The 26,798-nt window shown below is 72.9% G+C and carries 15 protein-coding genes; 12 read left to right on the forward strand and 3 right to left on the reverse strand.

Going from position 1 to position 26,798, the window contains the following annotated elements; translation table 11 throughout:
- Position 1 precedes the first annotated feature (1 nt).
- The 11 genes from FHS87_RS12960 (at position 2) to FHS87_RS13010 (ending at position 23,981) form a co-directional block, all read left to right on the forward strand.
- A complete protein-coding gene (locus FHS87_RS12960) occupies positions 2-748 on the forward strand; it encodes a P-loop NTPase family protein (RefSeq protein WP_184518880.1) in 747 nt (248 codons plus the stop codon).
- A gap of 9 nt (positions 749-757) precedes the next feature.
- Positions 758-3,232 (forward strand): RNA degradosome polyphosphate kinase, encoded by a 2,475-nt coding sequence (locus FHS87_RS12965; RefSeq protein ID WP_246418381.1) that lies wholly within the window; start codon positions 758-760, stop codon positions 3,230-3,232.
- Between the two features lie 109 nt (positions 3,233-3,341).
- Positions 3,342-4,826, forward strand: coding sequence for a Ppx/GppA family phosphatase (locus tag FHS87_RS12970; RefSeq protein WP_221299889.1), 1,485 nt, complete (start codon positions 3,342-3,344; stop codon positions 4,824-4,826).
- A 173-nt stretch (positions 4,827-4,999) separates the two neighbouring features.
- The gene (locus FHS87_RS12975; protein ID WP_184518882.1) at positions 5,000-8,272 is read left to right on the forward strand and encodes a maltotransferase domain-containing protein; all 3,273 of its coding nucleotides are present in this window, start codon (positions 5,000-5,002) and stop codon (positions 8,270-8,272) included.
- Between the two features lie 11 nt (positions 8,273-8,283).
- Positions 8,284-11,556: a maltose alpha-D-glucosyltransferase gene (gene treS, locus FHS87_RS12980; protein WP_184518884.1), complete on the forward strand. Its 3,273-nt coding sequence runs from the start codon at positions 8,284-8,286 to the stop codon at positions 11,554-11,556.
- Positions 11,553-13,709 (forward strand): 1,4-alpha-glucan branching protein GlgB, encoded by a 2,157-nt coding sequence (gene glgB / locus FHS87_RS12985; RefSeq protein WP_184518886.1) that lies wholly within the window; start codon positions 11,553-11,555, stop codon positions 13,707-13,709. The genes treS and glgB overlap by 4 nt, the downstream gene beginning before the upstream one ends.
- Positions 13,710-13,717: 8 nt before the next feature.
- Positions 13,718-15,829, forward strand: a complete 2,112-nt coding sequence (glgX, locus tag FHS87_RS12990) for a glycogen debranching protein GlgX (protein ID WP_184518888.1) — start codon at positions 13,718-13,720, stop codon at positions 15,827-15,829.
- Positions 15,830-15,839: 10 nt separating this feature from the next.
- The gene (treZ, locus tag FHS87_RS12995) at positions 15,840-17,597 is read left to right on the forward strand and encodes a malto-oligosyltrehalose trehalohydrolase (RefSeq protein ID WP_184518891.1); all 1,758 of its coding nucleotides are present in this window, start codon (positions 15,840-15,842) and stop codon (positions 17,595-17,597) included.
- The gene (malQ, locus tag FHS87_RS13000; RefSeq protein ID WP_184518894.1) at positions 17,594-19,639 is read left to right on the forward strand and encodes a 4-alpha-glucanotransferase; all 2,046 of its coding nucleotides are present in this window, start codon (positions 17,594-17,596) and stop codon (positions 19,637-19,639) included. The genes treZ and malQ overlap by 4 nt, the downstream gene beginning before the upstream one ends.
- Positions 19,640-19,650: 11 nt before the next feature.
- Positions 19,651-22,470, forward strand: a complete 2,820-nt coding sequence (treY, locus tag FHS87_RS13005; protein ID WP_184518897.1) for a malto-oligosyltrehalose synthase — start codon at positions 19,651-19,653, stop codon at positions 22,468-22,470.
- Positions 22,471-22,547: 77 nt separating this feature from the next.
- A complete protein-coding gene (locus tag FHS87_RS13010; RefSeq protein ID WP_184518899.1) occupies positions 22,548-23,981 on the forward strand; it encodes a sensor histidine kinase in 1,434 nt (477 codons plus the stop codon).
- On the opposite strand, the gene FHS87_RS13015 is transcribed toward FHS87_RS13010, so the two are convergent.
- The 3 genes from FHS87_RS13015 to ubiA all read right to left on the reverse strand — a co-directional run bounded on the left by FHS87_RS13015 (position 23,925) and on the right by ubiA (position 26,073).
- A complete protein-coding gene (locus FHS87_RS13015) occupies positions 23,925-24,365 on the reverse strand; it encodes a response regulator (RefSeq protein ID WP_184518902.1) in 441 nt (146 codons plus the stop codon). The genes FHS87_RS13010 and FHS87_RS13015 overlap by 57 nt on opposite strands.
- 102 nt (positions 24,366-24,467) lie before the next feature.
- Entirely contained in the window at positions 24,468-25,127 is a 660-nt protein-coding gene (locus FHS87_RS13020) for a class I SAM-dependent methyltransferase (RefSeq protein ID WP_184518905.1), read from the reverse strand.
- A 10-nt stretch (positions 25,128-25,137) separates the two neighbouring features.
- Positions 25,138-26,073 carry a 4-hydroxybenzoate octaprenyltransferase gene (gene ubiA, locus FHS87_RS13025; RefSeq protein ID WP_184518909.1) on the reverse strand — a complete coding sequence of 312 codons (936 nt, stop codon included), beginning with the start codon at positions 26,071-26,073 and terminating at the stop codon, positions 25,138-25,140.
- Between ubiA and FHS87_RS13030 the strand changes: the two genes are divergently transcribed.
- On the forward strand, positions 26,066-26,794 hold the full coding sequence (locus FHS87_RS13030) for a 16S rRNA (uracil(1498)-N(3))-methyltransferase (RefSeq protein WP_184518913.1): 729 nt from the start codon (positions 26,066-26,068) through the stop codon (positions 26,792-26,794). The two genes, ubiA and FHS87_RS13030, sit on opposite strands and share 8 nt — an antisense overlap.
- Positions 26,795-26,798 lie beyond the last annotated feature (4 nt).

The following is a 26,798-nucleotide window of genomic DNA, read 5'->3' on the forward strand; positions in this document are numbered from 1 at the left end:
CATGGCCCGACAGCTTCCCCTGCCGCTGCTCCCGCGCGCGGAGATCGAGATCGACCCGATCCCCGATTCCTCCAACGCCGTGGCCCGCACCTGGCTCGCCGATCCCATGAGCTGGCCCGCCGGGCGGCTCGCCCTGCACGGGCCGGAGGGGAGCGGGAAGTCGGCCTTCCTCGCCCAGGCCGCGCGGCGGCTGGGGCTGCGCCGCCTCTCCGGGCCCGCCCTGCGCGGCGTGCCCGACGGCGCGCCGACGGCGCTGGACGACGCCGATTGCGCGGCCGAGGAGCCCGCCCTGTTCCACCTCATCAACGCCTGCGCGGCCGGCGGACACCTGCTGCTGATGACCGGGTGCGAGCCGCCCTCACGCTGGGAGGCGCGGCTGCCCGACCTCGCCAGCCGGCTGCGCGCCACCGCCGCCGCGCCGCTCGCCCAGCCCACGGACGCCCTGCTGCGCGCTCTTCTTGCCCGCTACTTCGAGCGCCGGCAGCTCCGGGTGGAGCCGGCGATCCAGGACTGGCTCCTCGCCCGCCTCCCGCGGGAGGCGGCGGTGCTGGCCGAGGCCGCCGCCCGGCTGGACCGCGCCGCCCTCGCCCATGGCGGCGGCGTGACGCGCGCGCTCGCGCGGGCAAGCCTCGCCGGGTTGCTGGACGGCAGCGGGGAGGGGGCGCCGGAAGAGGAGTGGGAGGGGATCGGTGACGATTCCGTGGCAACCCTCGGCCCGCCCTCCGCTTCCATGGGGACCTTGCTGTAACCTCCGACGATGGACGCCAACACCGAATCCCCGAAGTCCGAGACGCCCAAGCCCGACGCAGCCCGGGCCGCCTCCTCCCGCACCCCGCGGACGGAGCGCCCCGCCGCGCGCGGCACGCCCCTCCCGGCACCGGAGGAGACGGTGAGGGAGGCGGCTCCCGGGACGTCCGGCGAGACCGGGGGCGTGGCGCCCGAGGCCGCGAGGGCCGATGCGCCCCGGCCCGCACAGCCCCGCGCCCCGCGGGCGGAGCGCGCCGCGACGCTGCGCGGCACCCCCACCCCTGAGCCGGCGAGGGAGCCGGAGGCCGACGCGCCCACCGGGCTCGGTGCCGCCCTCAACGATCCCGGGCGCTTCATCAACCGCGAGCTCTCCTGGCTCGCCTTCAACGAGCGCGTGCTGGAGGAGGCGGCCAACCCCGCCCATCCTCTGCTGGAGCGGCTGCGCTTCGTGGCAATCTCATCCTCCAACCTCGACGAGTTCTACTCCGTGCGCGTCGCGGGGCTGATGGGGCAGGAGCGGGCGGGTGTCGGCACCCTCTCGCCGGATGGCCTCACCCCCGCCCAGCAGCTCGCCGCTATCCACGAGCGCGCGGGGCGGCTGCTCGCCCGGCAGCAGGCGGGGTGGCTCGACCTGCGCGGGCAGCTCGCCGAGGCCGGCATCCGCGTCAGCGAGCCCTCCGAGCTGTCGGAGGCGGACCGGGAATGGCTCGCGGCCTGGTTCATGGACCGCGTCTTCCCCGTGCTGACGCCGCTCGCCATCGACCCCGCGCACCCCTTCCCCTTCCTGCCCAACCTCGCCCTCTGCCTCATCATGAAGCTCGTGCGGGAGGAGGATGGCGGCACGATGCGGGCGATCCTGCCCCTGCCGCCGCAGATCGACCGCTTCATCCGCCTGCCCGCCGGCGGCCCGCGGGCGGATGGGGGGCGCGAGCCCGCGCGCTTCGTGCTGCTGGAGGAGGTGATCCTCCTCAACCTCCGCCGCCTCTTCCCCGGCTTCATCCTCGCCGAGCGCGGGTTGTTCCGCCTCATCCGCGACACCGACGTGGAGTTCGAGGAGGAGGCCGAGGACCTCGTCCGCTCCTACGAGACCGCGCTCAAGCGCCGCCGGCGCGGGCGGGCCATCCGCCTCTCCGTCACCGCCGACACGCCGCCCGACATGCTGGACCTCGTCGCCGAGGAGTTGGACGCGCCGCGGGCGGAGATCTTCACGATGGACGGGCTGCTCGGCCTGTCCGACCTGACGCAGCTCATCCTGGACGACCGGCCCGACCTCCTCTTCAAGCCCTACACGCCGCGCTTCCCCGAGCGCATTCTCGACTTCGGCGGGGACTGCTTCGCGGCGATCCGGGCGAAGGACATCGTCGTCCACCACCCCTACGAGTCCTTCGACGTGGTCGTGCAGTTCCTCCGCCAGGCGGCGCGGGACCCGGCAGTGGTGGCGATCAAGCAGACCCTCTACCGCACGAGCCGGGACAGCCCGATCGCGCGCGCGCTGATCGAGGCGGCCGAGGCGGGCAAGTCCGTCACCGCCATGGTGGAGCTGAAGGCGCGCTTCGACGAGGAGCGCAACATCGCCCTCGCGCGGGAGCTGGAGGCGGCGGGGGTGCAGGTCGTCTACGGCTTCGTGGACCTCAAGACCCACGCGAAGGTCAGCCTCGTCGTGCGGCGCGAGAGCGGCGCGCTGCGCTCCTACGCGCATTTCGGCACGGGCAACTACCACCCCGTCACCGCGCGCATCTACACCGACCTCTCCTTCTTCACCGCCGATCCCGGGCTGACGCGCGACGCGGCGCGGCTGTTCAACTACATGACGGGCTATGCGCGGCCCGAGACGATGGAGAGCCTCGCCTTCGCGCCCCTCACCCTGCGCCCGACGCTGATGGGGCTGATCGAGGGCGAGATCCGCAACGCGCGGGAGGGATGCCCCGCGGGCATCTGGCTGAAGCTCAACTCCCTCGTGGACGAGGGACTGATCGACGCGCTCTACCGGGCGAGCGCGGCCGGGGTGAAGGTGGACCTCATCGTCCGCGGCATCTGCTGCCTGCGCCCGGGGGTGAAGGGGCTCTCCGACAACATCCGGGTGAAGTCCATCGTCGGCCGCTTCCTCGAGCACTCGCGCATCTGCGTCTTCGCCAACGGCCACCGCCTGCCCAGCCGCCGCGCGCGCGTGTTCATCAGCAGCGCGGACTGGATGGCGCGCAACATGGACTGGCGGGTGGAGACGATGGTGCCGGTGGAGAACCCCACCGTCCACGCGCAGGTGCTCGACCAGATCATGGTGGTGAACCTCAAGGACCGCGACCAGTCCTGGGAGCTGCATCCCGACGGGAGCTACCGGCGCATCGACCCGGCGTCCCAGCCGCTCTCGGCGCATGAATACTTCATGACCAACCCCTCCCTCTCCGGCCGCGGCAGCGCGCTGCACCGCGCGCCCCGCAACCGCGCCCCCGCGCGGCGCCGGCCGGACCGCGTGGCACAGGACTAGACGCTTGGATCTTCGCGAAGTTCACCCCGACGTCCCCCGGCCGGGCGACGTCGCCCCGCAACATGCGGGCGGGGCTTCCCCGCAGTGCGCGAGGGACGCTGCGGCGCCCTTGCCGCGCGCCGGGGTGGTCGATCTCGGCTCCAACTCCGTCCGCCTCGTCGTCTTCGAGGGGCGCTGCCGCAACCCCGTGACCATCTTCAACGAGAAGGCGGTGCTCGGCCTCGGCCGCGGGCTGCAATCCACGGGGCGGCTGAACGCGGCCGCGGTGGAGGGCGCGCTGACCATCATGGGGCGCTACATCGCCATCGCCCGCGCCATGGGCGCCGACCCGATCGAGGTGCTGGCGACGGCCGCCATGCGCGACGCCGCCAACGGCCCCGCCTTCGCCGAGGCGCTCCGCGCGCGCATGCCCGGCGTGCCGCTGCGCATCCTGACAGGGGAGCAGGAGGCGGCAATGTCGGCCGAGGGCGTGCTGCTCGGCGTGCCCGGCGCCGACGGCATCCTGGGCGATATCGGCGGCGGCAGCCTGGAGCTGGTGGACCTCGCCAATGGGCGGCCCCGCGATTCCGTCAGCCTGCCGCTCGGCGTCATCCGCCTGGCCGAGCGCGCGGGCGGCGATCCCGTCCGCGCCCGCGCCATCGCGGAGGAAACCCTGGCCGGCGTGCCCTGGCTCGACCGGGGGCAGGGGAGGGACCTCTACCTCGTCGGCGGCGCGTGGCGGGCGCTGGCGAAGATCCACATCACCCAGACCGGCTACCCCCTCTCGATCGTCCACCACTACGTGCTCCGGCGGGAGGAGGCGCGGGATCTCTGCGCCGCCGTCATCGCCGCCGGGGACCGCCCGAACCGCCTGCCCGGGGCGCCGGCCAAGCGGCTGGCCGACATGCCTTATGCCGCAGTGGTGCTGCGGCGGCTGCTGCGGCGCACGGGCGCGCGGCGCGTGGTCTTCTCCGCCAACGGGCTGCGGGAGGGGTGGTACGCGCGCCTGCTGCCCGATGCCGTGCGGGAGCGGGACCCGCTGCTCGCGGCGGGCACCGACCTCGCCGAGCGCTTCGGGCGCGACCAGGCCATGCCGCGGGCCCTGGCGGACTGGACCGCGCCGCTCTTCCCGGATGAGCCGCCGGCCGATGCCGCGCTCCGCCGCGCCGCCTGCCAGCTCTCCGACACCGGCAGCCACGACCACCCGGACTACCGCGCCGAGCAGGCCTTCCTGCGCGTGCTGCGCCAGCCCGGCGTGGGGCTGGACCACCACGCCCGCGCCTTCCTCGCGATGACGACGGCGCTGCGCTACGACGCCGGGCCCGCGGACCCCCTGCTGGAGCCCGCGCGCCGCCTGCTCGGCCCCACGGCGCAGCAGCGGGCGGAGCGCATCGGCGCGGCGCTGCGGCTGGCCTACACCCTCTCCGGCGGCACGCCGGCCCTGCTGGCGGGCACGGCGCTGATCCCGCGCGGCGGGCGCCTCGTGCTGCGGCTGGTCGAGGGCACCGGCGTCTTCGCCGGGGAGAGCGTGCAGCGGCGCGTGGACAACCTGGCCGCCGCCATGGGGCTGGAGGCCGCGGTGGAGGTCGCCCCGGGGCCCGTCACCGCCGCCTAGGAACGGTGCGGCGGGGGCGGATCGGCTCAAAAAAGTTGCCCTAATCACAGGATGATGCGGCCCGCATGCGGGCCGCGCCGCCTCACGCCTTGTTGCGCCGCGTCACGCTTGGCCCGGCGCGCGAGGGCTGCGATCCCCTGGCATCCAGATCGACGAAGCCGGAGCCGGGAACCATGACCGCCGACCACCGTTCCTCGCCGATGCGACCCTTGACCCTGTATCACCTCAACCCGCTCCTGCTCGGCCCGCTCGCGGGCTGGGGGGCGGAGCTGGAGCGGATCGCGGCGCTCGGCTTCCGCGCCGTCTGTATGCCGCCGCCCCTGGCGCCCGGCCGCTCGGGCGACCCGCTGCAAGTGGCCGATCACGACCGCCCGCACCCGGCGCTGGAGGCCGGGACGGACGGCACGGCCGCGATCGCCGCCATCGCCGAGGCCTGCCGCATGGCCGGGCTGGAGCTGTGGCTCGATCTCGCCCCGGGCTACGTGGCCGCCGAGGGCGCGCTGGCCGCCTCCCATCCCGAGTGGTTCGCCGGGGCGGGCGACGTGCTGCCCGATCCCCGCGGCGGCGTCGTGCCGCCCGGCCTTCTCCGGCTGAACCTCTCGGCCGAGGGGCCGCTCGCCTTTTGGGAAGCGCGGCTGCGGGACTGGATCGGGGCAGGCGCCTCGGGCTTCCGCGCGCTGCGCCCGGGCGAGGTGCCCGCCCCTGCCTGGGGACGCCTGATCGCTGCCGCACCGGGCGCGGACTTCATCGCCTGGAACCCCGGCATGCCCTGGGGCGAGGCGGCCGCGCTGCGCGGGGCGGGCTTCGGCTGGCTTACCTCATCGGTGGCTTGGTGGAACGGGCGCGATCCCTGGTTCATGGAGGAGCGCGCCGCGCTCGGCGCCCCGCTGATCGGCTTCCCCGAGGCTCCCTTCGGCCCGCGCGCCGCGATGGACGAGGGGGACGAGGCCGCGCGCGCCCGCGCCGCCGCCCTTTCCCTCCGCTTGGCCGCCACGCTCTGCGACGCGCTGCTCGTCCCGCAGGGCTTCGAGTACGGCGCCCGCCGCACCGCCGAGCCCGCGCAGGACCGGCCGGGCGACCTCGCCTGGGCGAGGGAGAACGCGCCCTACGACCTCTCGGCCGAGATCCGGGAGGCGAACGCGCTGGCCGCGCGCCTCGTGCCCCTGGCGGGCCCCACGGCCAGCGGTGAGATACGCCCGCTGACCGGCCCCGGCGCGCCGGTGCTGGCCGTGCTGCGCGCCGCCGCCGACCCCCGCGTGGCGGAGGCCGCGACGCTGGTGATCGCCAATCCCGACCGCCGGGCCTCGGCGAGCCTCGCGCCCGAGACGGTGCTGCCCGGCATCGGCGGCGGCCCGAACCTTTTCATCGGCGCTGATGGCCAGGAGACCGTGACCCCCGGCGTGCCGCTGCTCCTCTCCCCCGGCGAGGTGCGGGTGCTGGAGGCCGGCGCCCCCAACCCCGTGATCCGGCCGGATGCCGCGCGCATGCCGCCGGAGCAGGGCGTGCTGATCCCGCGCATCGGCATCGAGAACGTCACGCCGCTGGTGGAGGGCGGGCGCTTCCCGGCGAAGCGGATCGTGGGCGAGGTGGTGACGGTGGAGGCCGACATCGTGGCCGACACCCACGCCACCTTCGGCGTCGCGCTGCTCTGGCGCCCGATCGACGAGAAGGCCTGGCGCGAGGTGCGGATGACCCCGCTCGGCAACGACCGCTGGACCGCGAGCTTCCCGCTGGAGCGCATGGGCCGCCATGTCTTCGCCGTCGAGGCTTGGCTCGATGTCTTCGCCGGCTACCGCGACGAGCTCTCGAAGAAGCACGCGGCCGGTGTGCCGGTGACGCTGGAGCTGGAGGAAGGGCGCCGCCACGTCGTGGCCGCCGCCGCGCGTCCCGGCAATGCGCGCCGCGGGCTGCTCGCCCTGGCGAAGTCGCTGGAGAACGCGCCCGAAGCCGAGCGGCTGACCGCCCTGCTGGCGCCCGAGACGGCGCGGCTGATGGCGATCGCGGACAACCGCCCGCACCGGATGCGCCAGAACCCGCCCGGCAAGATCGAGGCCGAGCGCATCGCGGCGCGCTTCGCGAGCTGGTACGAGATCTTCCCGCGCAGCCAGTCCGGCGACGAGAACCGCCACGGCACGCTGGACGACGTCATCCGCCAGTTGCCGCGCGTGAGGGCGATGGGCTTCGACGTGCTCTACTTCCCGCCCATCCACCCGATCGGGCGCAAGAACCGCAAGGGCCGCAACAACACCCTCACCCCCGGGCCGGACGACGTGGGCAGCCCCTACGCCATCGGATCGGAGGAGGGCGGGCACGACGCGCTGCACCCCGCGCTCGGCACCATCGAGGACTTCCACCGCCTGCGCGACGCCGCCCACGCGCACGGGCTGGAGCTGGCGCTGGACTTCGCCATCCAGTGCTCTCCCGACCATCCCTGGCTGCGCGAGCACCCGGAGTGGTTCGACTGGCGCCCTGACGGCACGATCAAGTATGCGGAGAACCCGCCGAAGAAGTACGAGGACATCGTCAACGTCGACTTCTACGCGGCCGGCGCGAAGCCCTCGCTCTGGGTGGCGCTGTACGATTCGGTGAAGTTCTGGGTGGAGCAGGGGGTGAAGACCTTCCGCGTAGACAACCCGCACACCAAGCCGCTGCCCTTCTGGGAGTGGATGATCGGGGAGATCCGCGCGACCAACCCGGAGGTGCTGTTCCTCTCCGAGGCCTTCACGCGGCCGAAGGTGATGTACCGGCTGGCCAAGAGCGGCTTCAGCCAGTCCTACACCTACTTCACCTGGCGCGAGACGAAGGCCGATATGGCGGAGTACCTGACGGAGCTCTCCACCACCGCGCCGCGCGACTTCTTCCGCCCGCATTTCTTCGTCAACACGCCCGACATCAACCCGCGCCACCTCCAGACCGGCGGCCGGCCGATGCACCTGACGCGCGCGGCGCTGGCCGCCACGCTCTCGGGTCTCTGGGGCGTGTACCAGGGCTTCGAGCTCTGCGAGGCGACGCCGCTGCCGGGCAAGGAGGAGTATCTCGACAGCGAGAAGTACCAGATCCGCGTCTGGCCCGATCGCCGCCCCGGCGACATCGTGGACGAGGTGACGCGGCTGAACGCCATCCGCCGCGCCAACCCGGCGCTGCAGACGCATCTCGGCGTCACCTTCCTGCCGGCCTGGAACGACAACATCCTCTACTATGAGAAGGCGACGGAGGACCGCTCCAACGTGATCCTCGTTGCCGTCAGCATGGACCCATCCACTGTGCAGGAGGCGGGCTTCGAGCTGCCGCTCTGGCGCTGGGGCCAGCCCGACCATGCCGGGTTGGAGGCCGAGGACCTGATGCGCGGCCAGCGCTTCGCCTGGCACGGCAAGACGCAGCACATGCGCCTCGATCCCGCCGACCTTCCCTTCGCCATCTGGCGCGTGCGCCCCCTCGGCGCCTGAACGAGAAAACCATGCCCGACGACGCCCTTCCGGCCAACGAGGCCCTCCCCAACCACCAGCCCGATCCGCGCGACCCTCAGTGGTACCGGGACGCGGTCATCTACCAGCTCCACATCAAGTCCTTCTTCGATTCCAACGACGACGGGGTGGGCGACTTCCCCGGGCTGATCGCGAAGCTGGACTACATCGCCGAGCTCGGCGTCGACACACTGTGGCTGCTGCCCTTCTATCCCAGCCCGCGGCGCGACGACGGCTACGACATCTCCGAGTACACCGGCGTCCACCCGGACTACGGCAGCACCGAGGACGCGAAGCGCTTCATCGAGGAGGCGCATCGCCGCGGGCTGCGCGTGATCACCGAGCTGGTCATCAACCACACCAGCGACCAGCACCCCTGGTTCCAGGCGGCGCGCAACGCGCCCAAGGGCTCGCCCGAGCGCAACCTCTACGTCTGGTCCGACACGGACGAGATCTACCAGGGCACGCGCATCATCTTCCTCGACACGGAGAAGTCGAACTGGACCTGGGATCCGGTGGCGGGCCAGTACTTCTGGCACCGCTTCTTCTCCCACCAGCCGGACCTCAACTTCGACAACCCGGAGGTGGTGGAGCGCGTCCTCGGCGTCATGCGCTTCTGGCTCGATGCCGGCGTGGATGGGTTGCGCCTGGACGCCGTGCCCTATCTCATCGAGCGCGACGGCACCTCCAACGAGAACCTGCCCGAGACGCACGACGTGCTGAAGCTCATCCGCAAGGAGCTGGAGCGCGGCTATGCCGGCGTCGGCAAGATGCTGCTCGCCGAGGCCAACATGTGGCCCGAGGATACGCAGCAGTATTTCGGCGAGGGCGACGAATGCCACATGGCATTTCACTTCCCGCTGATGCCCCGCATGTACATGGCGATCGCGCAGGAGGATCGCTTCCCGATCACCGACATCCTGCGCCAGACCCCGGATATCCCCGAAGGCTGCCAGTGGGCGATCTTCCTCCGCAACCATGACGAGCTGACGCTCGAGATGGTCACGGACAAGGAGCGGGACTATCTCTGGAACACCTATGCCGCGGACCGCCGCGCGCGCATCAACCTCGGCATCCGCCGCCGCCTCGCCCCGCTGCTGGAGCGCGACCGCCGGCGCATCGAGCTGATGAACGGGCTGCTCATGTCCATGCCCGGCACGCCCGTGATCTACTACGGCGACGAGATCGGAATGGGCGACAACATCTATCTCGGCGACCGCGACGGCGTGCGGACCCCGATGCAGTGGTCGCCCGACCGCAATGGCGGCTTCTCCAAGGCCGATCCCGCAGGCCTGGTTCTGCCGGCCATCCAGGACCCGCTCTACGGCTTCCAGGCCGTGAACGTGGAGGCGCAGGCGCGCGACGCGCACAGCCTGCTGAACTGGACGCGGCGCATGCTGGCCACGCGCAAGCGCAGCCAGGCCTTCGGGCGCGGCACGATGCGGCTGCTCTATCCCGGCAACCGCAAGGTGCTCGCCTATCTCCGCGAGATGGGCGACGAGGCGATCCTCTGCGTCTTCAATCTCTCCCGCTCCGCCCAGGCGGTGGAGCTGGACCTCTCCGACATGGCCGGGCGCGTGCCGGTGGAGATGCTGGGCGGCACCGCCTTCCCGGCGATCGGCCAGCTCACCTACCTCCTGACGCTCCCGCCCTACGGCTTCTACTGGTTCGTCCTCGCGACGGAGCAGGCCCTTCCGCCCTGGCATGTGAAGGCACCCGAGCCCTTGCCCGACCTCCGCACCATCGTCTTCCCGACGACCGCCACCGCCATGGGCCCGGCCCAGCGCGCCGAGATCGAGCGCGAGGTGCTGCCGGCCTGGCTGCCCAAGCGCCGCTGGTTCGCCTCCAAGGACGAGGAGCTGGAGGGCGTCTCCCTCCGCGCCCTCGCCCCCGTGCCCGGCAGCCAGCACAACCTGCTGGCCGAGGTGGAGGTGCGCCTGCCCGGCCGGACGGAGCGCTACTGCGTGCCGCTCGCCGGCATGGGCGAGGACGAGGTGACGGGGCCGCTCGCCTCGCAGCTCGCCCTTTCCCGCGTGCGGCAGGGGCGGCGCGTGGGCTACCTCACCGACGCCTTCGCCTCCGACGCCTTCGTCCACCGCGTGGTCCGCGCGCTGCGCGACGGCGCCGTGGCGGAGACCGAGGACGGGCCCATCCTCTTCATGGGCGGCGAGCGCATGGCGGCGCTGGAGCTGGGCGACGAGCCCGCCGTGCGGCGCCTGCCGGGCGAGCAGTCCAACTCCTCCATCATCGTGGGCGAGGAGGTCGTGCTGAAGATCCTCCGCAAGCTCTCCCCGGGCATCCACCCCGAGGCGGAGATGACGCGCTACCTGACCGATGCGGGCTACGCCAACATGGCGCCGCTGCGCGGCGAGGTCGTGCGCAACGGGAAGGACGGCGTGCCCGTCACCCTCATGCTGCTGCAGGGCTTCGTCCGCAACCAGGGCGACGGCTGGGGCTGGACGCTCGACTGGCTCGCCCGCGCCGCCGACCAGACGGATGACGAGCACGGGGACGCGCTCTCGGGCTACCTTTCCTTCATCGCCGCGCTCGGGCGCCGGCTGGGCGAGCTGCACGCCGTGCTGGCCCGGCCGAGCGACGATGCCGCCTTCACCCCGGAGGTCGCGGGCGAGGCCTCACGCACCGCCTGGGCCGAGGGCGCCATCGCGCAGCTCGACCCCGCGCTGGACCTGCTGGAGAAGGCCGCGCTGGAAGGGGAGGAGAAGGCGATGGCCGAGAGCCTCCTCGCCCGCCGCGAGCCGTTGAAGAGGGCCGCGCGGCGCCTCGCCCAGTCCGCCGACGGCGCGCTGATGACGCGCGTGCACGGCGACTTCCACCTGGGCCAGGTGCTGGTGGCACAGGGCGACGCCGTCATCGTGGACTTCGAGGGCGAGCCGGCGCGCACGCTGGAGGAGCGCCGCGCCAAGGGCAGCCCGCTGCGCGACGTGGCCGGGCTTCTCCGCAGCCTCGACTACGCCGCGGCTGCCGCGGCCGGCACCACCTCGACCGCGCCGGCCGAGCGGCGGGAGGCGCTGCTCGCCCGCTTCCGCGCCGAGGCGGGAGAGGCCTTCATGGCCGCCTATCGCGAGGCCGAGGAGGCGTCGCCCAACCAGTGGGCGCCGGAGGAGACGCGCGGCGCGCTGCTCGACCTCTTCCTGCTGGAGAAGGCCGCCTACGAGCTGCGCTACGAGGCGGCCAACCGCCCGGCCTGGCTCCCCATCCCGCTGCGCGGCCTCGCCGCGCTGGCCGACCGGCTGGTGACCGCATGAGCGACGCCCCGATGGAAGCGATCCAGGCGATCGTGGAGGGGCGCCACGGCGACCCCTTCGCCGTCCTCGGCGCGCATGGCGGGCGGGTGCGGAGCTTCCAGCCCGGCGCGCTCTCGGTGGAGGCGGTGCCCGCCGGCGGGGCGCCCGTCGCGCTGGGGCAGGTGCACGACATCGGGATGTTCGAGGGCGAGGTGCCGGCCGGCCCCTACACCCTCCGCATCACCTGGCCCGGCGGCGTGCAGGAGACGGAGGACCCCTACGCCTTCGGCCCGCTGCTCGGCGACATGGACATCTACCTCTTCAGCGAGGGGCGGCACCACGAGATGGGCCGCGTCTTCGGCGCGCGCGCGATGACGGTGGAGGGCGTGCCCGGCGTGCGCTTCGCCGTCTGGGCGCCGAACGCGCGCCGCGTCTCCGTGGTGGGCGAGTTCAACAACTGGGACGGCCGCCGCCACCCGATGCGGCTGCGCGGCGGCGCGGGGGTGTGGGAGATCTTCGTCCCGCGCCTCGCCCCCGGGGCGCGCTACAAGTACGAGATCCTCGGCGCGCATGGCGGCGTGCTGCCGCTGAAGGCCGATCCGGTCGCGGCGCAGTCGGAGCTGGCGCCGGGCACTTCCTCGATCGTGACGAAGCCCGTGTCGCATCCCTGGAACGATGCGGCCTGGATGGACCGCCGGGCCGGGCTGCAGGCGCCGGATGCCCCCATCTCCATCTACGAGGTCCATCCCTCCTCCTGGTGGCGGGCCGAGAACGGCGAGGCGCCGGACTGGGACGGGCTGGCCGCGCGCCTCATCCCCTATGTCCGCGGCATGGGCTTCACCCATGTCGAGCTGCTGCCGATCATGGAGCACCCCTTCGGCGGCTCCTGGGGCTACCAGCCGCTCGGCCTCTTCGCCCCGACCGCGCGCTTCGGCACGCCAGAGGGCTTCTCGCGCTTCGTGGACCACTGCCACGAGGCCGGGATCGGCGTGATCCTGGACTGGGTGCCCGCCCACTTCCCCTCCGACCCGCACGGGCTCGGCCAGTTCGACGGCACGGCGCTCTACGAGCACGCGGATCCGCGGGAGGGATTCCACCGGGACTGGAACACGCTCATCTACAACTTCGGCCGGAACGAGGTGCGAGGCTTCCTCATCGCCTCCGCGCTGCACTGGCTGGAGCACTACCACGTCGATGGCCTCCGCGTGGATGCCGTGGCCTCCATGCTCTACCGCGACTACTCCCGCAACGCGGGCGAGTGGGTTCCCAACATCCATGGCGGGCGCGAGAACCTGGAGGCCGTCGCCTTCATCAAGGAGCTGAACGAGGTCGTGCGCGCGCGCTGCCCCGGCGCGATCATGGTGGCGGAGGAGAGCACCGCCTGGCCCGGCGTCTCCGCCTCCGTGTCGGAGGGTGGCCTGGGCTTCCACTACAAGTGGAACATGGGCTGGATGCACGACACCCTGCACTACATGCAGGAGGACCCGGTGAACCGGCGCTGGCACCACGGCCAGATGACCTTTGGCCTCGTCTACGCCTTCTCCGAGAAGTTCATGCTGCCGCTCTCCCATGACGAGGTGGTGCACGGGAAGGGCTCGCTGCTGCGGAAGATGCCGGGGGACGACTGGCAGAAGCGCGCGAACCTGCGCGCCTATCTCTCCTTCATGTGGACGCATCCCGGCAAGAAGCTGCTCTTCATGGGCGGCGAGATCGCGCAGCCGACGGAGTGGAACCACGACACCCAGATCCCCTGGCACCTGCTGGACGATCCCCGCCACCGCGGCGTGCAGGAGTTGGTGCGGGACCTGAACCGCGCCTATCGCGCGCATCCCGCCCTGCACCAGCGGGACGCCGATCCCGCCGGCTTCGCCTGGGTCGTCGGGGACGATGCGGGCAACAGCGTCCTCGCCTTCCTCCGCTACGCCGAGGGCGCCGCGCCGGCGCTGGTGGTGTGCAATCTCACCCCCGTCCCGCGGGAGGGATACCGGATCGGCGTGCCCTCCGCCGGCTGGTGGCGGGAGATCCTGAACAGCGACGCGGCCTCCTATGGCGGTTCGGGCCTCGGCAACGCGGGCGGTGCGGAAGCGCGGGAGGAGGCGTCGCACGGGCAGCCGGCCTCGCTCACCCTCACCCTGCCGCCGCTGGCCACCCTCATCCTCTCGCCGCAAGGATAGGGGAGGGGATGCCGAGCGCGCCGCCCCGGCTGGAAACGGGCAAGCCCTATCCGCTGGGCGCCAGCTGGGACGGGCTGGGCGTGAACTTCGCGGTCTTCTCCGCCCATGCGGAGAGGATCGAGCTATGCCTGTTCAACGCGAACGGGCGGCGGGAGGTCGCTCGCTACGACCTGCCGGACTGCACGGACGAGGTCTGGCACGGCTACCTGCCCGATGCCGGGCCCGGCACGGTCTACGCCTATCGTGCGCACGGGCCCTACGACCCCGGCAAGGGCCACCGCTTCAACCCGACGAAGCTGCTGCTCGATCCCTATGCGCGGCAGATCGTCGGCAACATCACCTGGTCGGACGCGCTCTTCGGCTACCGCGTCGGCAGCCCGCGCGGGGACCTCACCCAGGACCGCCGCGACAGCGCCGCCGCCATGCCCAAGGGCGTGGTGGTGGAGGAGCGCGCCTATGAATGGGGCGGCGACCGCCTGATCGAGCGCCCCTGGGGCGAGACGGTCATCCTCGAGGCCCATCTGAAGGGGTTGACGCGGCTGCACGAGGAGGTGCCGGGCCCGGTCCGCGGCAGCTTCCAGGCGCTCGGCCATCCGGCGGTGATCGACCATCTCGTGAAGCTCGGCGTCACGGCGGTGGAACTGCTGCCCGTCCACGCCTTCCTGCAGGACCGCTTCCTCGTGGAGAAGGGGCTGACGAACTACTGGGGCTACTCCACCCTCTCCTTCTTCGCGCCCGAGCCCTCCTATCTCGCGACGGGCGGGCTGAACGAGATCCGCGCCGCGGTGCGCCGCCTGCACGAGGCCGGGATCGAGGTGATCCTCGACGTCGTCTACAACCACACCTGCGAGGGCTCGGAGATGGGGCCGACCCTCTCCTGGCGCGGCCTCGACCACGCCTCCTACTACCGCCTGCTGCCCGACAATCCCCGCCACTGCATCAACGACACGGGCACCGGCAACACGGTGAACATGTCCCACCCGCGCGTGGTGCAGATGGTGATGGACAGCCTGCGCTACTGGGTGGAGTCCTTCCACTTGGACGGCTTCCGCTTCGACCTCGGCAGCGTCCTCGGGCGCGAGGCGACGGGCTTCGACCCGGGATCGGGGTTCTTCGACGCGCTGCGCCAGGATCCCGTGCTGGCGCGCTGCAAGCTCATCTCCGAGCCCTGGGACATCGGCCCCGGCGGCTACCAGCTCGGCAACCATCCCCCCGGCTTCGCCGAGTGGAACGACAAGTTCCGGGACGGCGTACGCCGCTTCTGGAAGGGCGACGAGGGCATGCGCGCCGACATCGCCGCGCGGCTGACGGGCTCGGCGGAGCTGTTCGACCGCCGGCGCCGCAAGCCCTGGGCGAGCGTGAACTACGTCGCCTCCCATGACGGCTTCACGCTGGAGGACATCGTCTCCTACGACCACCGCCATAACCTGGTGAATGGCGAGGACAACCGCGACGGCCATGGCGAGAACTACAGCCACAACTGGGGCGCGGAGGGGGAGACCGACGATCCGGAGATCCTGGAGACCCGCGCCCGGCTGAAGCGCGCCATGCTGGCGACCGTGCTCTTCTCCGCCGGCACGCCGATGCTGCTGGCCGGCGACGAGATGGGCCGCACGCAGCGCGGCAACAACAACGCCTACTGCCAGGACAACGAGATCTCCTGGATCGACTGGAGCAGGGGCTCGGCGGAGACGGGGCGCGCCCTCACCCGCTATGTCGCGCGTCTCATCCGCCTGCGCCACCGCTTCGCGCCGCTGCGGCCCCCGCGCTTCCCCCATGGCCGGTCCGAGCCCATGCCCGGCCTGCACGACACGCAGTGGTTCGGCCAGGACGGCCAGCCCATCACGCCCGAGGCCTGGCGCGATCCCATCGCCAAGACCTTCGCCATGCTGCGCGCCGACCACGCGCCGGAGGACGGCGTGGACACGGTGCTGCTGATGATGAACGCCGACAGCGCCGACCAGCCCTTCACCCTGCCCTCCCCGGTGCAGAATTGGACCGTCGTGCTCGACAGCGCCGACCCCGAGGGCCCCGAGCGCGTTCTCGATCCCGGGGAGGCGGAGGTGACCGTGCCCGCCCGCTCCGTTCTGCTGCTGTGGAGCCGCCTGGCCCACGATTGAGGATCCGCGCATGACCACGCTGTGGGGACCGTTGCTGCACGCCGATGGGGCGCGTTTCCGTCTCTGGGCACCGTCCAGCGATGCCGTTTCGCTGGAGGTGGAGGAGATGGACCCCATCCCCATGAGGGCCACCGGGGATGGCTGGTACGAGGCCGACGCCCCCGCCCGCGCCGGCGCCCGCTACCGTTTCCGCACCTCGCCCGACCTGCTGGTGCCCGACCCCGCCGCGCGCGCGCAGGCCGAGGATGTCCACGGCGCCTCCGTGCTGGTGGATGACAGCGCGTATCGGTGGCGCAACGCGGGATGGCGCGGGCGGCCCTGGCACGAGACGGTGCTCTACGAGCTGCATGCCGGCACCTGCGGCGGCTACAACGGCATCCGCGCGATGCTGCCGCGGCTGCGCGACCTCGGCGTGACGGCGGTGGAATTGATGCCGATCGCCGCTTTCCCCGGTGGGCGGAACTGGGGCTATGACGGGGTGCAGCCCTTCACCCCCGATCCGAGCTACGGCACCCCCGACGAGCTGAAGGCGATGGTGGACGAGGCGCACGGCCTCGGTCTCTCCGTCTTCCTCGACTGCGTCTTCAACCATTTCGGGCCGGACGGCGCCTATCTGCACGCCTATGCCAAGCCCTTCTTCGACGAGGGCATCCACACGCCCTGGGGCGCGGCCATCGACTTCACGCAGCCCGCGGTGCGCGCCTATTTCGAGGAATGCGCGCTCATGTGGCTGCGCGACTATCGCATCGACGGGCTGCGCCTGGACGCCGTCCACGCCATCGCCGACCAGCCCTGGCTCGACGTGCTGGCGCGGCGCATCCGCGCCGAGATCACGGGGCGGGAGGTGCACCTCGTGCTGGAGAACGAGGGCAACACGGCGTCCAAGCTCACTCCCGGCCTCTACGACGCGCAGTGGAACGACGACGGCCACAACACGCTCCATCCCCTGCTGACCGGCGAGCGCGAGGGCTATTACGAGGACTTCGCCGATGACGGCGCGAGAAAGCTCGCCCGCGTGCTGGCCGAGGGCTTCCTCTTCCAGGGGGAGGAGATGCCACATCTCCACCGCCCCCGCGGTGAGCCCTCGGGGCATCTGCCGCCCACCGCCTTCGTGCTCTTCCTGCAGAACCACGACCAGGTCGGCAACCGCGCGATGGGCGAGCGGCTGGACGCGCTGGCCCCGCCCGAGGCGATGCGCGCCGCCAACGCCCTGTTGCTGCTCTGCCCGCAGATCCCGATGCTGTTCATGGGCGAGGAATGGGGCGCCACCTCTCCCTTCCTCTTCTTCACGGGCTTCGGCGATCCCGATCTGGCCAAGGCCGTGCGCGAGGGGCGGCGCAAGGAGTTCGCCCACTTCAAGGCCTTCCAGGACGAGGAGGCCCGCGAGCGCATCCCCGATCCGAACGACCCCGCGACCTTCGAGATGTCGCGTCCCGACCCGGAAGAGGCGAAGCGCCCGCCGCACGACGCCATCCTCGCCCATCACAAGGCCCTGCTGGCGCTGCGCCACGCCGAGATCGTCCCGCGCCTGCGCGGCGCCATGGCGGCGGGCGCGGAGGTGGCGGGGGAACGCGCCGTGCTCGCCCGCTGGCGCATGGGCGACGGCGCGGTGCTGACCATCGCGACGAATCTCGGTGCCGCACCAGCACAGGTGAAGGCGGAGGGCGCGCGATTGCTGTTCGAGAGCGCCCCCGGCGCCGCCGCCTCCCTCGCGGCGGGGACGCTGCCCGCCCACACCACCATCGCCCTGCTGGACCCTTCTGCATGAGTGACCAGGATCTTCATGATCTCGCCCAGGCCGCCGGCATCGCGGCCGAGTGGCGGGACGTGCACAACAAGGACCACGAGGTCGGCCCGGAGGCGATGCGCGCCATCCTCGCGGCGCTGGACCTTCCCGCCGGTAGCGAGGCGGAGATCCGGGCGAGCCGCGAGCGGCTGCGCGAGGAGGGCAGGGGCCTGCCGCCGCTCTGCACGGCGATCCAGAACCGCCCCGTCCTGCTCGGCCTGCCCGGGGAGCCGGAGTTCCGCCTGCGGCTGGAGAGCGGCGAGGCCTGGGAGGGCCGCGCCTGGCAGGCGGACGGGCTACTGAACCTGCCGCCCGTGAACGAGGCCGGCTACCACGAGCTGGAGATCGGCGGGCAGAGGACGGTGCTGGCCGTCTGCCCCCAGCGCTGCCACGGCATCGCGTCGGGCACGCGGCCCTGGGGTGTGGCCGCGCAGCTCTACTCCCCGCGCCGCAAGGGCGATGGCGGGATCGGGGACTTCACGGGGCTGGAGCAGCTCGCCGTCTCCGCGGCCCGGCGCGGGGCGGACGCGCTGGCCATCTCGCCCGTCCACGCACAGTTCTCGGCCGATCCCGAGCGCTTCTCGCCCTACGCGCCCTCTTCGCGCCTCTTCCTCAACGTGCTGCACGCCGACCCCGCGGCCCTCGGTCCCGACGCGCTGCGAAAGGCCCTGTCCGAGACGGGGCTGGCGGACGAGTTCGCGCGGCTGGAGGCGCTGGACCTCGTGGACTGGCCCGCCGCCGCGCGGCTGCGGCTCCGCGTCTTCCGCGCGATCTTCGACCGCTTCGGCGGCGACCGCGCCTTCGACGCCTTCCGCAGGGAGGGCGGGGAGGCGCTGGAGAGCCATGCGCGCTTCGAGGCGCTGCACGCCCATCTCTACGGCCGCGATCCCGCCCTCTGGCACTGGAAGAGCTGGCCGGCGGAGCATCGCAGCCCCGAGGCGCCGGGGGTGGCCGAGTTCGCGCGGGCGCACGCGAAGGAGGTGTCCTTCCACGCCTTCCTGCAATGGATCGCCGATCGCGGTCTCGGCGCGGCGCAGGCGGCCTTCAAGGGCGCGGGCGCGGGGATCGGGCTGATCGCGGATCTCGCGGTCGGCACGGATGGCGGCGGCAGCCACGGCTGGTCGCGCCAGGGGCAGATCCTCTCGGGCGTCGGCGTCGGTGCGCCGCCCGACATCTTCTCGCCCCTCGGCCAGTCCTGGGGCATCGCCGCCTTCTCCCCGCGCGGGCTGCGCGAGGGCGGCTACGCGGCCTTCCTGGAGATGCTGCGCGCGGCCATGCGCCACGCGGGCGGCGTGCGGATCGACCACGCCATGGGCCTGGCCCGCCTCTGGCTCGTGCCGGAGGGCGCCAGCGCGGCGGACGGGGCCTATCTCCACTTCCCCGTTATGGACATGCTGCGCCTCGTCGCCCTGGAATCGCGGCGGCACGAGGCGATCGTGGTGGGCGAGGACCTCGGCACCCTGCCCGAGGGCTTCCGCGAGCGGCTGGACGAGACGGGGGTGATGGGTCTGCGCGTGCTCTACTTCGAGCAGGGTCAGGACCACCGCTTCACCCCGCCGGCTCAGTGGTCCCCGGGCGCCGTCGCCGTCACCACCACCCACGACCTGCCGACCGTCGCCGGCTGGTGGCGGGGGCGCGACATCGACTGGCGCGTGAATCTCGGCCTGCTCGGCGAGGGCAATGACGGCGGCGAGCAGCGCACCGAGCGCCTGCTCGACCGCGCCCGGCTCTGGGAGGCCATGCGGGAGAGCGGCGTGGCCGAGGGCGACATGCCGGACGAGGACGAGGGCGGGCGGGTCGCGACCGCCGCCGCCCGCCACGTCGCCTCGGCGGCCTGCGCCCTCGCCCTCCTGCCCCTGGAGGACGCGCTGGCGCTGGAGGAGGCGCCGAACCTGCCCGGCACCACCGAGGGCCACCCGAACTGGCGCCGCCGCCTGCCGGGCCAGGCCTCGACGATGCTCGACGAGCCCGAAACCGCCGCCCGCCTGGACGCTTTCGCCCAGGCACGTAGCCCGAAGAGCTGACTGGTCCCCCCATGCCCGCATCCGAGAATTCCGACACCGCTCCGGCGACGCCGCGCGCCACGGCGCGCCTGCAGTTCCACAAGGACTTCACGCTGGATGCGGCGGTGCCGCTGGTGCCGTACTTCCGCAAGCTCGGGATCAGCCATCTCTACGCCTCGCCGGTCCTGAAGGCGCGGCCGGGCTCGACCCATGGCTACGACATCGTGGACCCCGAGCGGATCAACCCCGAGCTGGGCGGGGAGGAGGCGCTGCGCCGCCTCGTCGCCGCGCTCCGCGAGAACGGCATGGGGCTGATCCTCGACATCGTGCCGAACCACATGGGCGTCGGCGGCGCCGACAACGGCTGGTGGCTGGACGTGCTGGAATGGGGGCCACAATCCCCCTTCGCCCGCTTCTTCGACATCGACTGGAACCCGCCCGACCCCGCGCTGAACGACAGGATGCTCGCGCCCTTCCTCGGCGCGCCCTACGGCACCGTGCTGGAATCGGGCGACCTCGCCCTGCATTTCGAGCCGGAGAGCGGGAAGATCTACGCGGAGTATTTCGAGCACCGCTTCCCCCTCGCGCCGCGCAGCTACGCCACGATGCTCTCGGCGACCGACGAGCCGCAGCTCGCCGGCCTCGCCCAGGTCTTCCGCGCCCTCGGCGTTGAAGGGGAGCGGGATGCCGTGCGCGCCGCCGCCTCCATCGCCCTCGACATGCTGGCGGGCCACGCGCGCACGCCAGAGGGCCGCGCGCAGATCGACGCGGTGATCGCGGCGCACGACCCGAAAACCGATGAGGGCCGCACGCGGCTGCACGCGCTGCTGGAGGCGCAGAACTACCGCCTGGCCTGGTGGCGCGCGGCGACCGACGAGATCAACTGGCGCCGCTTCTTCGACGTCACCTCCCTCGGCGGCTTGCAGGTGGAGCGCCCGCGCGTCTTCGAGGCGACCCACGCCCTCATCCTCAGCCTCTACGCGGACGGCCTCATCGACGGCGTGCGCGTGGACCATGTGGACGGCCTCGCCGATCCGCGCGGCTACTGCCGCAAGCTGCGCCGGCGCCTGGAAGGCCTCACCGCGCGCCGCCCGGAGGGGGCGCCGAAGGGCCATCCTCTGCTGCTGATCGAGAAGATCCTCGCCCCCCACGAGAAGCTGCGCCGCGACTGGATGGTGGACGGCACCACCGGCTACAACTTCATGGACGAGGTCGCGGGCGTGCTGCACGACCCCGCGGGCGCCGAGCCGCTGGCCGCCACATGGCACGCCATGACCGGCCGCCCCGCCGATTTCGGGGAGGAGGCGCGGGAGGCGCGGCGCCAGATCCTGCGCTACAATCTCGCCTCCGAGCTGAACGCCACCTCCTTCGCGCTGCGCCGCATCGCCATGCGCGACCTCGCCACCCGCGACTTCACCCTCACCGCCATCCGCCGCGCGCTGACGGAGGTGCTGGTCCACTTCCCCGCCTATCGCTCCTATCTCGGCATCGCCGGGCGCAGCGAGGCGGATCGCCGCCTGCTCGACTGGGCCATCTCGGGCGCCCGCCGCACCATCCGCGAGACCGACCGGCCGCTGCTGGACCTGCTGAATTCCTGGCTTGGCGGCGATCCGCCGCGGAGCCTGCCCCACGCGCAGCGCCGCGAGCGCCAGCGCGCCGCCATCCGCTTCCAGCAGCTCTCCGCCCCCGTCGCCGCGAAGTCGGTGGAGGACACGGCCTTCTATCGCTACGGCCGCCTTATCTCCCGCAACGAGGTGGGGTCCGAGCCCTCGCACTTCGCCATCACGCCCCACGCCTTCCACGCCGCCTGCCGCGACCGCGCGAAGTACTTCCCGCGCGAGATGCTCGCCACCGCCACGCATGACACGAAGCGCGGCGAGGACACGCGCGCGCGGCTGGCCGCCATCTCCGAGCTGCCGGAGGAATGGGCGGCGACGCTGACGCGCTGGACCCGGCTGAACAGCGTGCTGAAGAAGGAGGTGGATGGCGAGCCCGCGCCGGACGCGACCGACGAGATCATGCTCTACCAGTCCCTCATCGGTGCCTGGCCACTGGATCTCGACCCCTCCGACGAGGCAGGGGTGGAGGCGCTGATCAAGCGCCTCGCGGCCTGGCAGGAGAAGGCGCTGCGCGAGGGCAAGCGCCGCTCCGAATGGGCCGTGCCGAACGAGCCCTACGAGGCCGCCTGCCGCGACTTCCTCACGGCCATGCTGGCAAATGACCGCCCCTCCCGCCTGCGGGAGGAGGTGGCGGCACTGGTGCGGCGCCTCTCCCCGGCGGGCGCGGTGAACGGTCTCGCCCAGGCGCTGATCCGCTGCACCTCCCCGGGCATCCCGGACCTCTACCAGGGCACGGAGTTCTGGGACTTCTCCCTCGTCGATCCCGACAACCGCCGCCCCGTGGACTTCGCCGCCCGGGCGGCCGCGCTGGAGGCGGGGGAGCCGCCCGTCGGCCTGCTCTCCCACTGGCGGGACGGGCGGGTGAAGGCGGCCGTGATCGCCCGCGCCCTCGCCCTCCGTGCCCGCCATCCCGCGCTCTTCGCGGAGGGCGAGTACATCCCGGTCGAGGCGGAGGGGCCCATGGCGGCGCATGTGCTGGCCTTCGCGCGCCGGGCGGGGGAGGCGGCCTGCCTCACCGTCGTCACGCGACTGCCCGCCCGCGCCCTGGGCGATTCGTCCGACCCGTTGATCCCCGCCGAGGCCTGGGGGGAGACGGCGCTGGTGCTGCCGCCCGCCCTGGCCGGCCTGCCCCTGCAGGACGTGCTGGGCGATGCCGGCATGACGGGGGAGGAGCGCCTCCCGCTGGCCACCCTCCTGGCGCGCCTCCCCGTTTCGCTTCTCGCGACGGGTTGATCGGGATACCCTGGTCATCGCGGCCCATCCCTGTTCGATGGCGCCGCGAGCGGGAGGGCGATTCGATCAAGGACTCGTTGCTGCCCGACCGTCCCCAGGCCGAGGCGCGCCCGAGCTGGGCGGAGCAGCGGCTCGCCCTGGCGCTCGAGGCCTCCGGCATCGCCGGCGCATGGGACTGGGATGCGGGGACGGACCTGATCCACGGCGATGAGCGGGCCTGTGCCCTGCACGGGGTCGATGCCGGGCTGGGCGCGCGCGGCGCAAGGGGGGCGGAGCTGCTCGTCCATGTCGTGCCGGAGGACCGGCCGGCGCTGGACCGCGCCCTGGCCGCGGCACTCGTCGGCCGCGCGCCGCTGAACATCAGCTACCGCGTCTGGCCGCCGGGCGGTGATGTGGGCTGGGTGATGCTGCGCGGCCGCGTGCTGCGCGACGCCGCCGGCACGGCCACGCGCCTGGCCGGGGTCGCGCTCGACATCTCCGAGCAGAAGGACACCGAGGCCGCGCTGCGCGAGAGCGAGGCCCGCTTCCGCGCCATCGCCGACACCATGCCCCAGGCCGTGTGGTCCACCCTGCCCGACGGCTATCACGACTACTTCAACCGCCGTTGGTACGAGATAACCGGCACGCAGGCCGGCGAGACCGAGGGCGGGGCCTGGGCGGAGATCGTCCATTCCGACGACCGGGCCGTTACCTGGGAGCGCTGGCGCCACTCCCTCGCCACCGGCGAGCTCTACGAGGTGGAGTACCGCCTCCGCATGGCGGACGGGTCCTGGCGCTGGTTCCTCGGCCGCGCGCTTCCCGTGCGGAACTCGCGCGGGCGGATCACCCGCTGGTTCGGCACCTGCACCGACATCCATGACATCCGCCGCGCCGCCGAGGAGCGGGAGGTGCTGAGCCACGAGCTGAGCCACCGGATCAAGAACATCTTCTCCGTCATCGGCTCGCTCGTCTCGCTCTCCGCCCGCGGCCATCCGGAGGCGGCCGAGTTCGCGCAGGAGCTGCGCGGCCGGATCGGCGCCCTGGCCCGCGCCCATGAGTTCGCCCGCCCGCACAGCGAGGAGAGCCGGCCGGAGACGGGTGGCGGGACGCTGTTCGGCTTCCTCGGCGACCTCCTCTCCCCCTACGACCCGACGCCGGGGAGCGAGAAGCGCATCGCGGTCGAGGGAGAGGACCAGGAGTTCGGCGACGCCGCCGCCACGCCGCTCGCGCTGCTCTTCCACGAGCTGGCGACGAATGCCGCGAAATACGGCGCGCTGTCCGTCCCCACCGGCCGGGTGACGATCGGGGTGGGGTGCGAGGGGGAGGACATCGTCCTGCGCTGGCGGGAGCGGGGCGGGCCGGAGATCCCCTGCCCCCCGAAGCATGAGGGCTTCGGCAGCCGCCTGGCCACGATCAGCGTGCAGGGCCAGCTCGGCGGGCGGATGACGCGCCGCTGGCCCCGCGAGGGGATGGAGCTAGAGGTGCGGCTGCCGCGCGCAGCCCTCGCCCGGCGCCCCCGCGAGCAGCCTTAGCCCGGGCGGCGGCGAGGCGCAGCGGCCCTCGCGCAGGGAAACCGCGAAGCGCACCGCTTCCGCCACGGAACCCTCGGTATAGGGCTTGGACAGCACCCCGACCGGCCCCCGCACGCCCGGCCCGACCTGCCGCGGATTGGCGGTGAGGTAGATCACCATCGCGCCGTGGTCGCGCGCCAGGGCCTCGCCGAGCGCCGGGCCCGTGGGGCCGTCCCGCAGGTTCAGGTCCACCAGGGCGAGATCCACCCCTTCCTCGGCGGCGGCGAGGGCCTCGGCGGAATCGGCGGCCGTGGCGATCACCTCGTGCCCGAGCGTCTCCAGGCAGAAGGTGAGGTCGAGGGCGATCAGGGCCTCATCCTCCACGATCAGGACGCGTTGCGACATGCTGCTATCTGAACCCGCACGAATGACGGAACGATGAACCCGGGCGCGGTGCCCTGGTTTCCCCCGGAAATCAGGATTTGAGGGGCCTGTGTCCGTCGTGCCTCAGCCCAGGAGGCGGGACAGCACGACCACCCGCTCGTCCCGGTCCTCCAGCTCCCGCGTCACGGGCACGCGGAAGCGCGCGACCTCGGCCAGCCCGCCGCGCGGGACATAGGCGCGGCCGGGATCGGCCAGGATCACCCTCGCCCCCGCCGCGGCGAGGCCGCGCAGCCAGGGCAGGATGTGGTTCGTCATCGGCGCCTCGTAGCAGACATCGCCGGCCAGCACCGTGTCCCAGCGGCAGGGGGCGCCCACCACGTCCCCGGGCGCCTCGGCCACCGCCACCCCGTTCAGCCGGGCATTGAGGCGCGTCGCGGCATGGGCGAGGGGGTCGATCTCCGCCGCCTCCACCACGGCCGCCCCGGCCCGCGCGCAGGCGATGGCGGCCAGCCCCCCGCCCGCCGCGAAGTCCAGCACCCGCCGCCCCGCGACGCGGGACGGGTCGTCCAGCACCCAGCGGGCGAGCGCCTGGCTGCCGGGCCAGGCGAAGGCCCAGAAGGGCGGCTCAATCCCCTGCTCCCCGAGCCAGGCCTCGGTGGCCTGCCAGATCGGGGTGATCTCCGTGGCGAGGTGGAGCGGGATCTCGGGCACCAGCGCCGGGCGGGCGATGGCGGTGTGGGCGGCGACGAAGTCCTCCGCCTCCGCCTCCGCCGGCCCCCTCATAGTCGTCCCCTCACAGGCGCCCCAGCAGCAGGGCGAGGGCGATCAGCAGCCCCGCGTCGCGGTTCGACCTGAACAGGCGGAGGCAGAGGCCGGGATCGTGGATGTCCAGCCGCCGCACCTGCCAGGAGAAGTGCAGCGCGGGCAGGATCAGCCCCGCGGCGAAGAGCGGGTGCAGCCCCGCCAGGAAGCCCGCCGCGGCCAGGAGCAGGATGCAGGCGGCGAAGGCGGCGCCGAGGAAGGGCCGCGTCCGCTCCCCCAGCGTCAGGGCGGAGGATCGGATGCCGACCAGCGCGTCGTCCTCGCGGTCCTGGTGGGCGTAGATCGTGTCGTAGGCGAGCGTCCAGGCGAAGCCCGCCGCCCAGAGCGCCAGGGCGGGGGCCTCCAGCGCCCCCGTGGCCGCCGCCCAGCCCATCGGCGCCGCCCAGGTGAAGACGACGCCCAGCACCGCCTGCGGCCAGTTCGTCACCCGCTTGGCCAGGGGATAGAGAGCCACCGGCAGCAGCGAGGCCACGCCCAGCCCGATGGCGACCGGCGGCAGTTGCAGGAGGATGAGGAGCCCGAGCAGGAGCAGCCCCGCGAGGAAGGCCAGGGCCTGCCGGGGAAGGACGGCGCCCGAGGCCAGCGGCCGCCCGCGCGTGCGCTCCACCTTCCGGTCGAGGTCGCGGTCCCAGAGGTCGTTCACCACGCAGCCCGCGCCGCGCATCACCACCGCCCCGACGCCGAACAGGAGGGTGAGCCAGAGCCCCCTCTCCGGGAAGGGCGCGGCGGCGGCGAAAGCCCAGAGGCCGGGAAGGAAGAGCAGCCAGGAGCCGATCGGCCGGTCCAGCCGCATGAGCAGGGCGTAGGGCACCGCCCAGGCGGGCAGCCAGGCGGAGAGGCCTTCGCGGCGGATATCGGTGTAAGAGGCCACGGCCCTCCTGTCCGACGGATCATCGCCCGTGTCCATCCCGCGCCTCTTCACCGAACACGACCTCCGCGCCGGGATCGCCGTCCCGGCCGCGCCGGGGCAGGGCCGGTATCTCGGCGCCGTCATGCGCAAGAAGGAGGGGGACGCGGTGGTCCTCTTCAACGGGCGGGACGGGGAGTGGCGCGGCCGCCTCGGCCCCATCCGCAAGGACGACGCGGCGCTGATCCCCGAGGGGATGATCCGCCCCCAGCCCCCCGCCGCCGGCCCCGTGCTGCTGATGGCCGCCCTCAAAAGGGAGGCGATGGAGTGGGTGGTGGAGAAGGCGACGGAGCTTGGCGCCCGCGCCATCCGCCCCGTGATCACCGCGCGCGCCGTGCCGGACCGGGTGAACCGCGCCCGCCTCACCCTCATCGCGCGGGAGGCCGCCGAGCAGTGCGAGCGGCTGGACGTGCCGGAGATGGCCGAGGCCGTGCCCCTCCACGCCGCCCTTGATGCCTGGGACGGCACCCCCCTGCTGGTCGCGGCCGAGCGCCGCGACGCGCCCCCCCTGGCGAACCTCCCGCCCGGCCCGCCGCCCGCGATCCTTGTGGGGCCGGAAGGAGGGTTCACGGGACCGGAACTTGACGCCCTGGCACGGCATCCCTTTGTTGCATTGGTCAGCCTCGGCCCCCGAATCCTCCGGGCGGAGACGGCGGCGGTCTCGGCGCTCGCGGTCGTGCAGGCGATCCGCGGCGATTGGGCCCACCACACGGACGAGTAGAGAA

The sequence above is a fragment of the Muricoccus pecuniae genome, assembly GCF_014199205.1.
GTDB classification, from domain to species: Bacteria; Pseudomonadota; Alphaproteobacteria; order Acetobacterales; family Acetobacteraceae; genus Roseomonas; species Roseomonas pecuniae.

Coding starts and splice junctions, on each gene's coding strand:
- FHS87_RS12960 (WP_184518880.1), top strand. CDS start 2: ATGGCCCGACAGCTTCCCCTGCCGCTGCTCCCGCGCGCGGAGATCGAG.
- FHS87_RS12965 (WP_246418381.1), top strand. CDS start 758: ATGGACGCCAACACCGAATCCCCGAAGTCCGAGACGCCCAAGCCCGAC.
- FHS87_RS12975 (WP_184518882.1), top strand. CDS start 5,000: ATGACCGCCGACCACCGTTCCTCGCCGATGCGACCCTTGACCCTGTAT.
- treS (WP_184518884.1), top strand. CDS start 8,284: ATGCCCGACGACGCCCTTCCGGCCAACGAGGCCCTCCCCAACCACCAG.
- glgB (WP_184518886.1), top strand. CDS start 11,553: ATGAGCGACGCCCCGATGGAAGCGATCCAGGCGATCGTGGAGGGGCGC.
- glgX (WP_184518888.1), top strand. CDS start 13,718: ATGCCGAGCGCGCCGCCCCGGCTGGAAACGGGCAAGCCCTATCCGCTG.
- treZ (WP_184518891.1), top strand. CDS start 15,840: ATGACCACGCTGTGGGGACCGTTGCTGCACGCCGATGGGGCGCGTTTC.
- malQ (WP_184518894.1), top strand. CDS start 17,594: ATGAGTGACCAGGATCTTCATGATCTCGCCCAGGCCGCCGGCATCGCG.
- treY (WP_184518897.1), top strand. CDS start 19,651: ATGCCCGCATCCGAGAATTCCGACACCGCTCCGGCGACGCCGCGCGCC.
- FHS87_RS13015 (WP_184518902.1), bottom strand. CDS start 24,365: ATGTCGCAACGCGTCCTGATCGTGGAGGATGAGGCCCTGATCGCCCTC.
- FHS87_RS13020 (WP_184518905.1), bottom strand. CDS start 25,127: ATGAGGGGGCCGGCGGAGGCGGAGGCGGAGGACTTCGTCGCCGCCCAC.
- ubiA (WP_184518909.1), bottom strand. CDS start 26,073: ATGGACACGGGCGATGATCCGTCGGACAGGAGGGCCGTGGCCTCTTAC.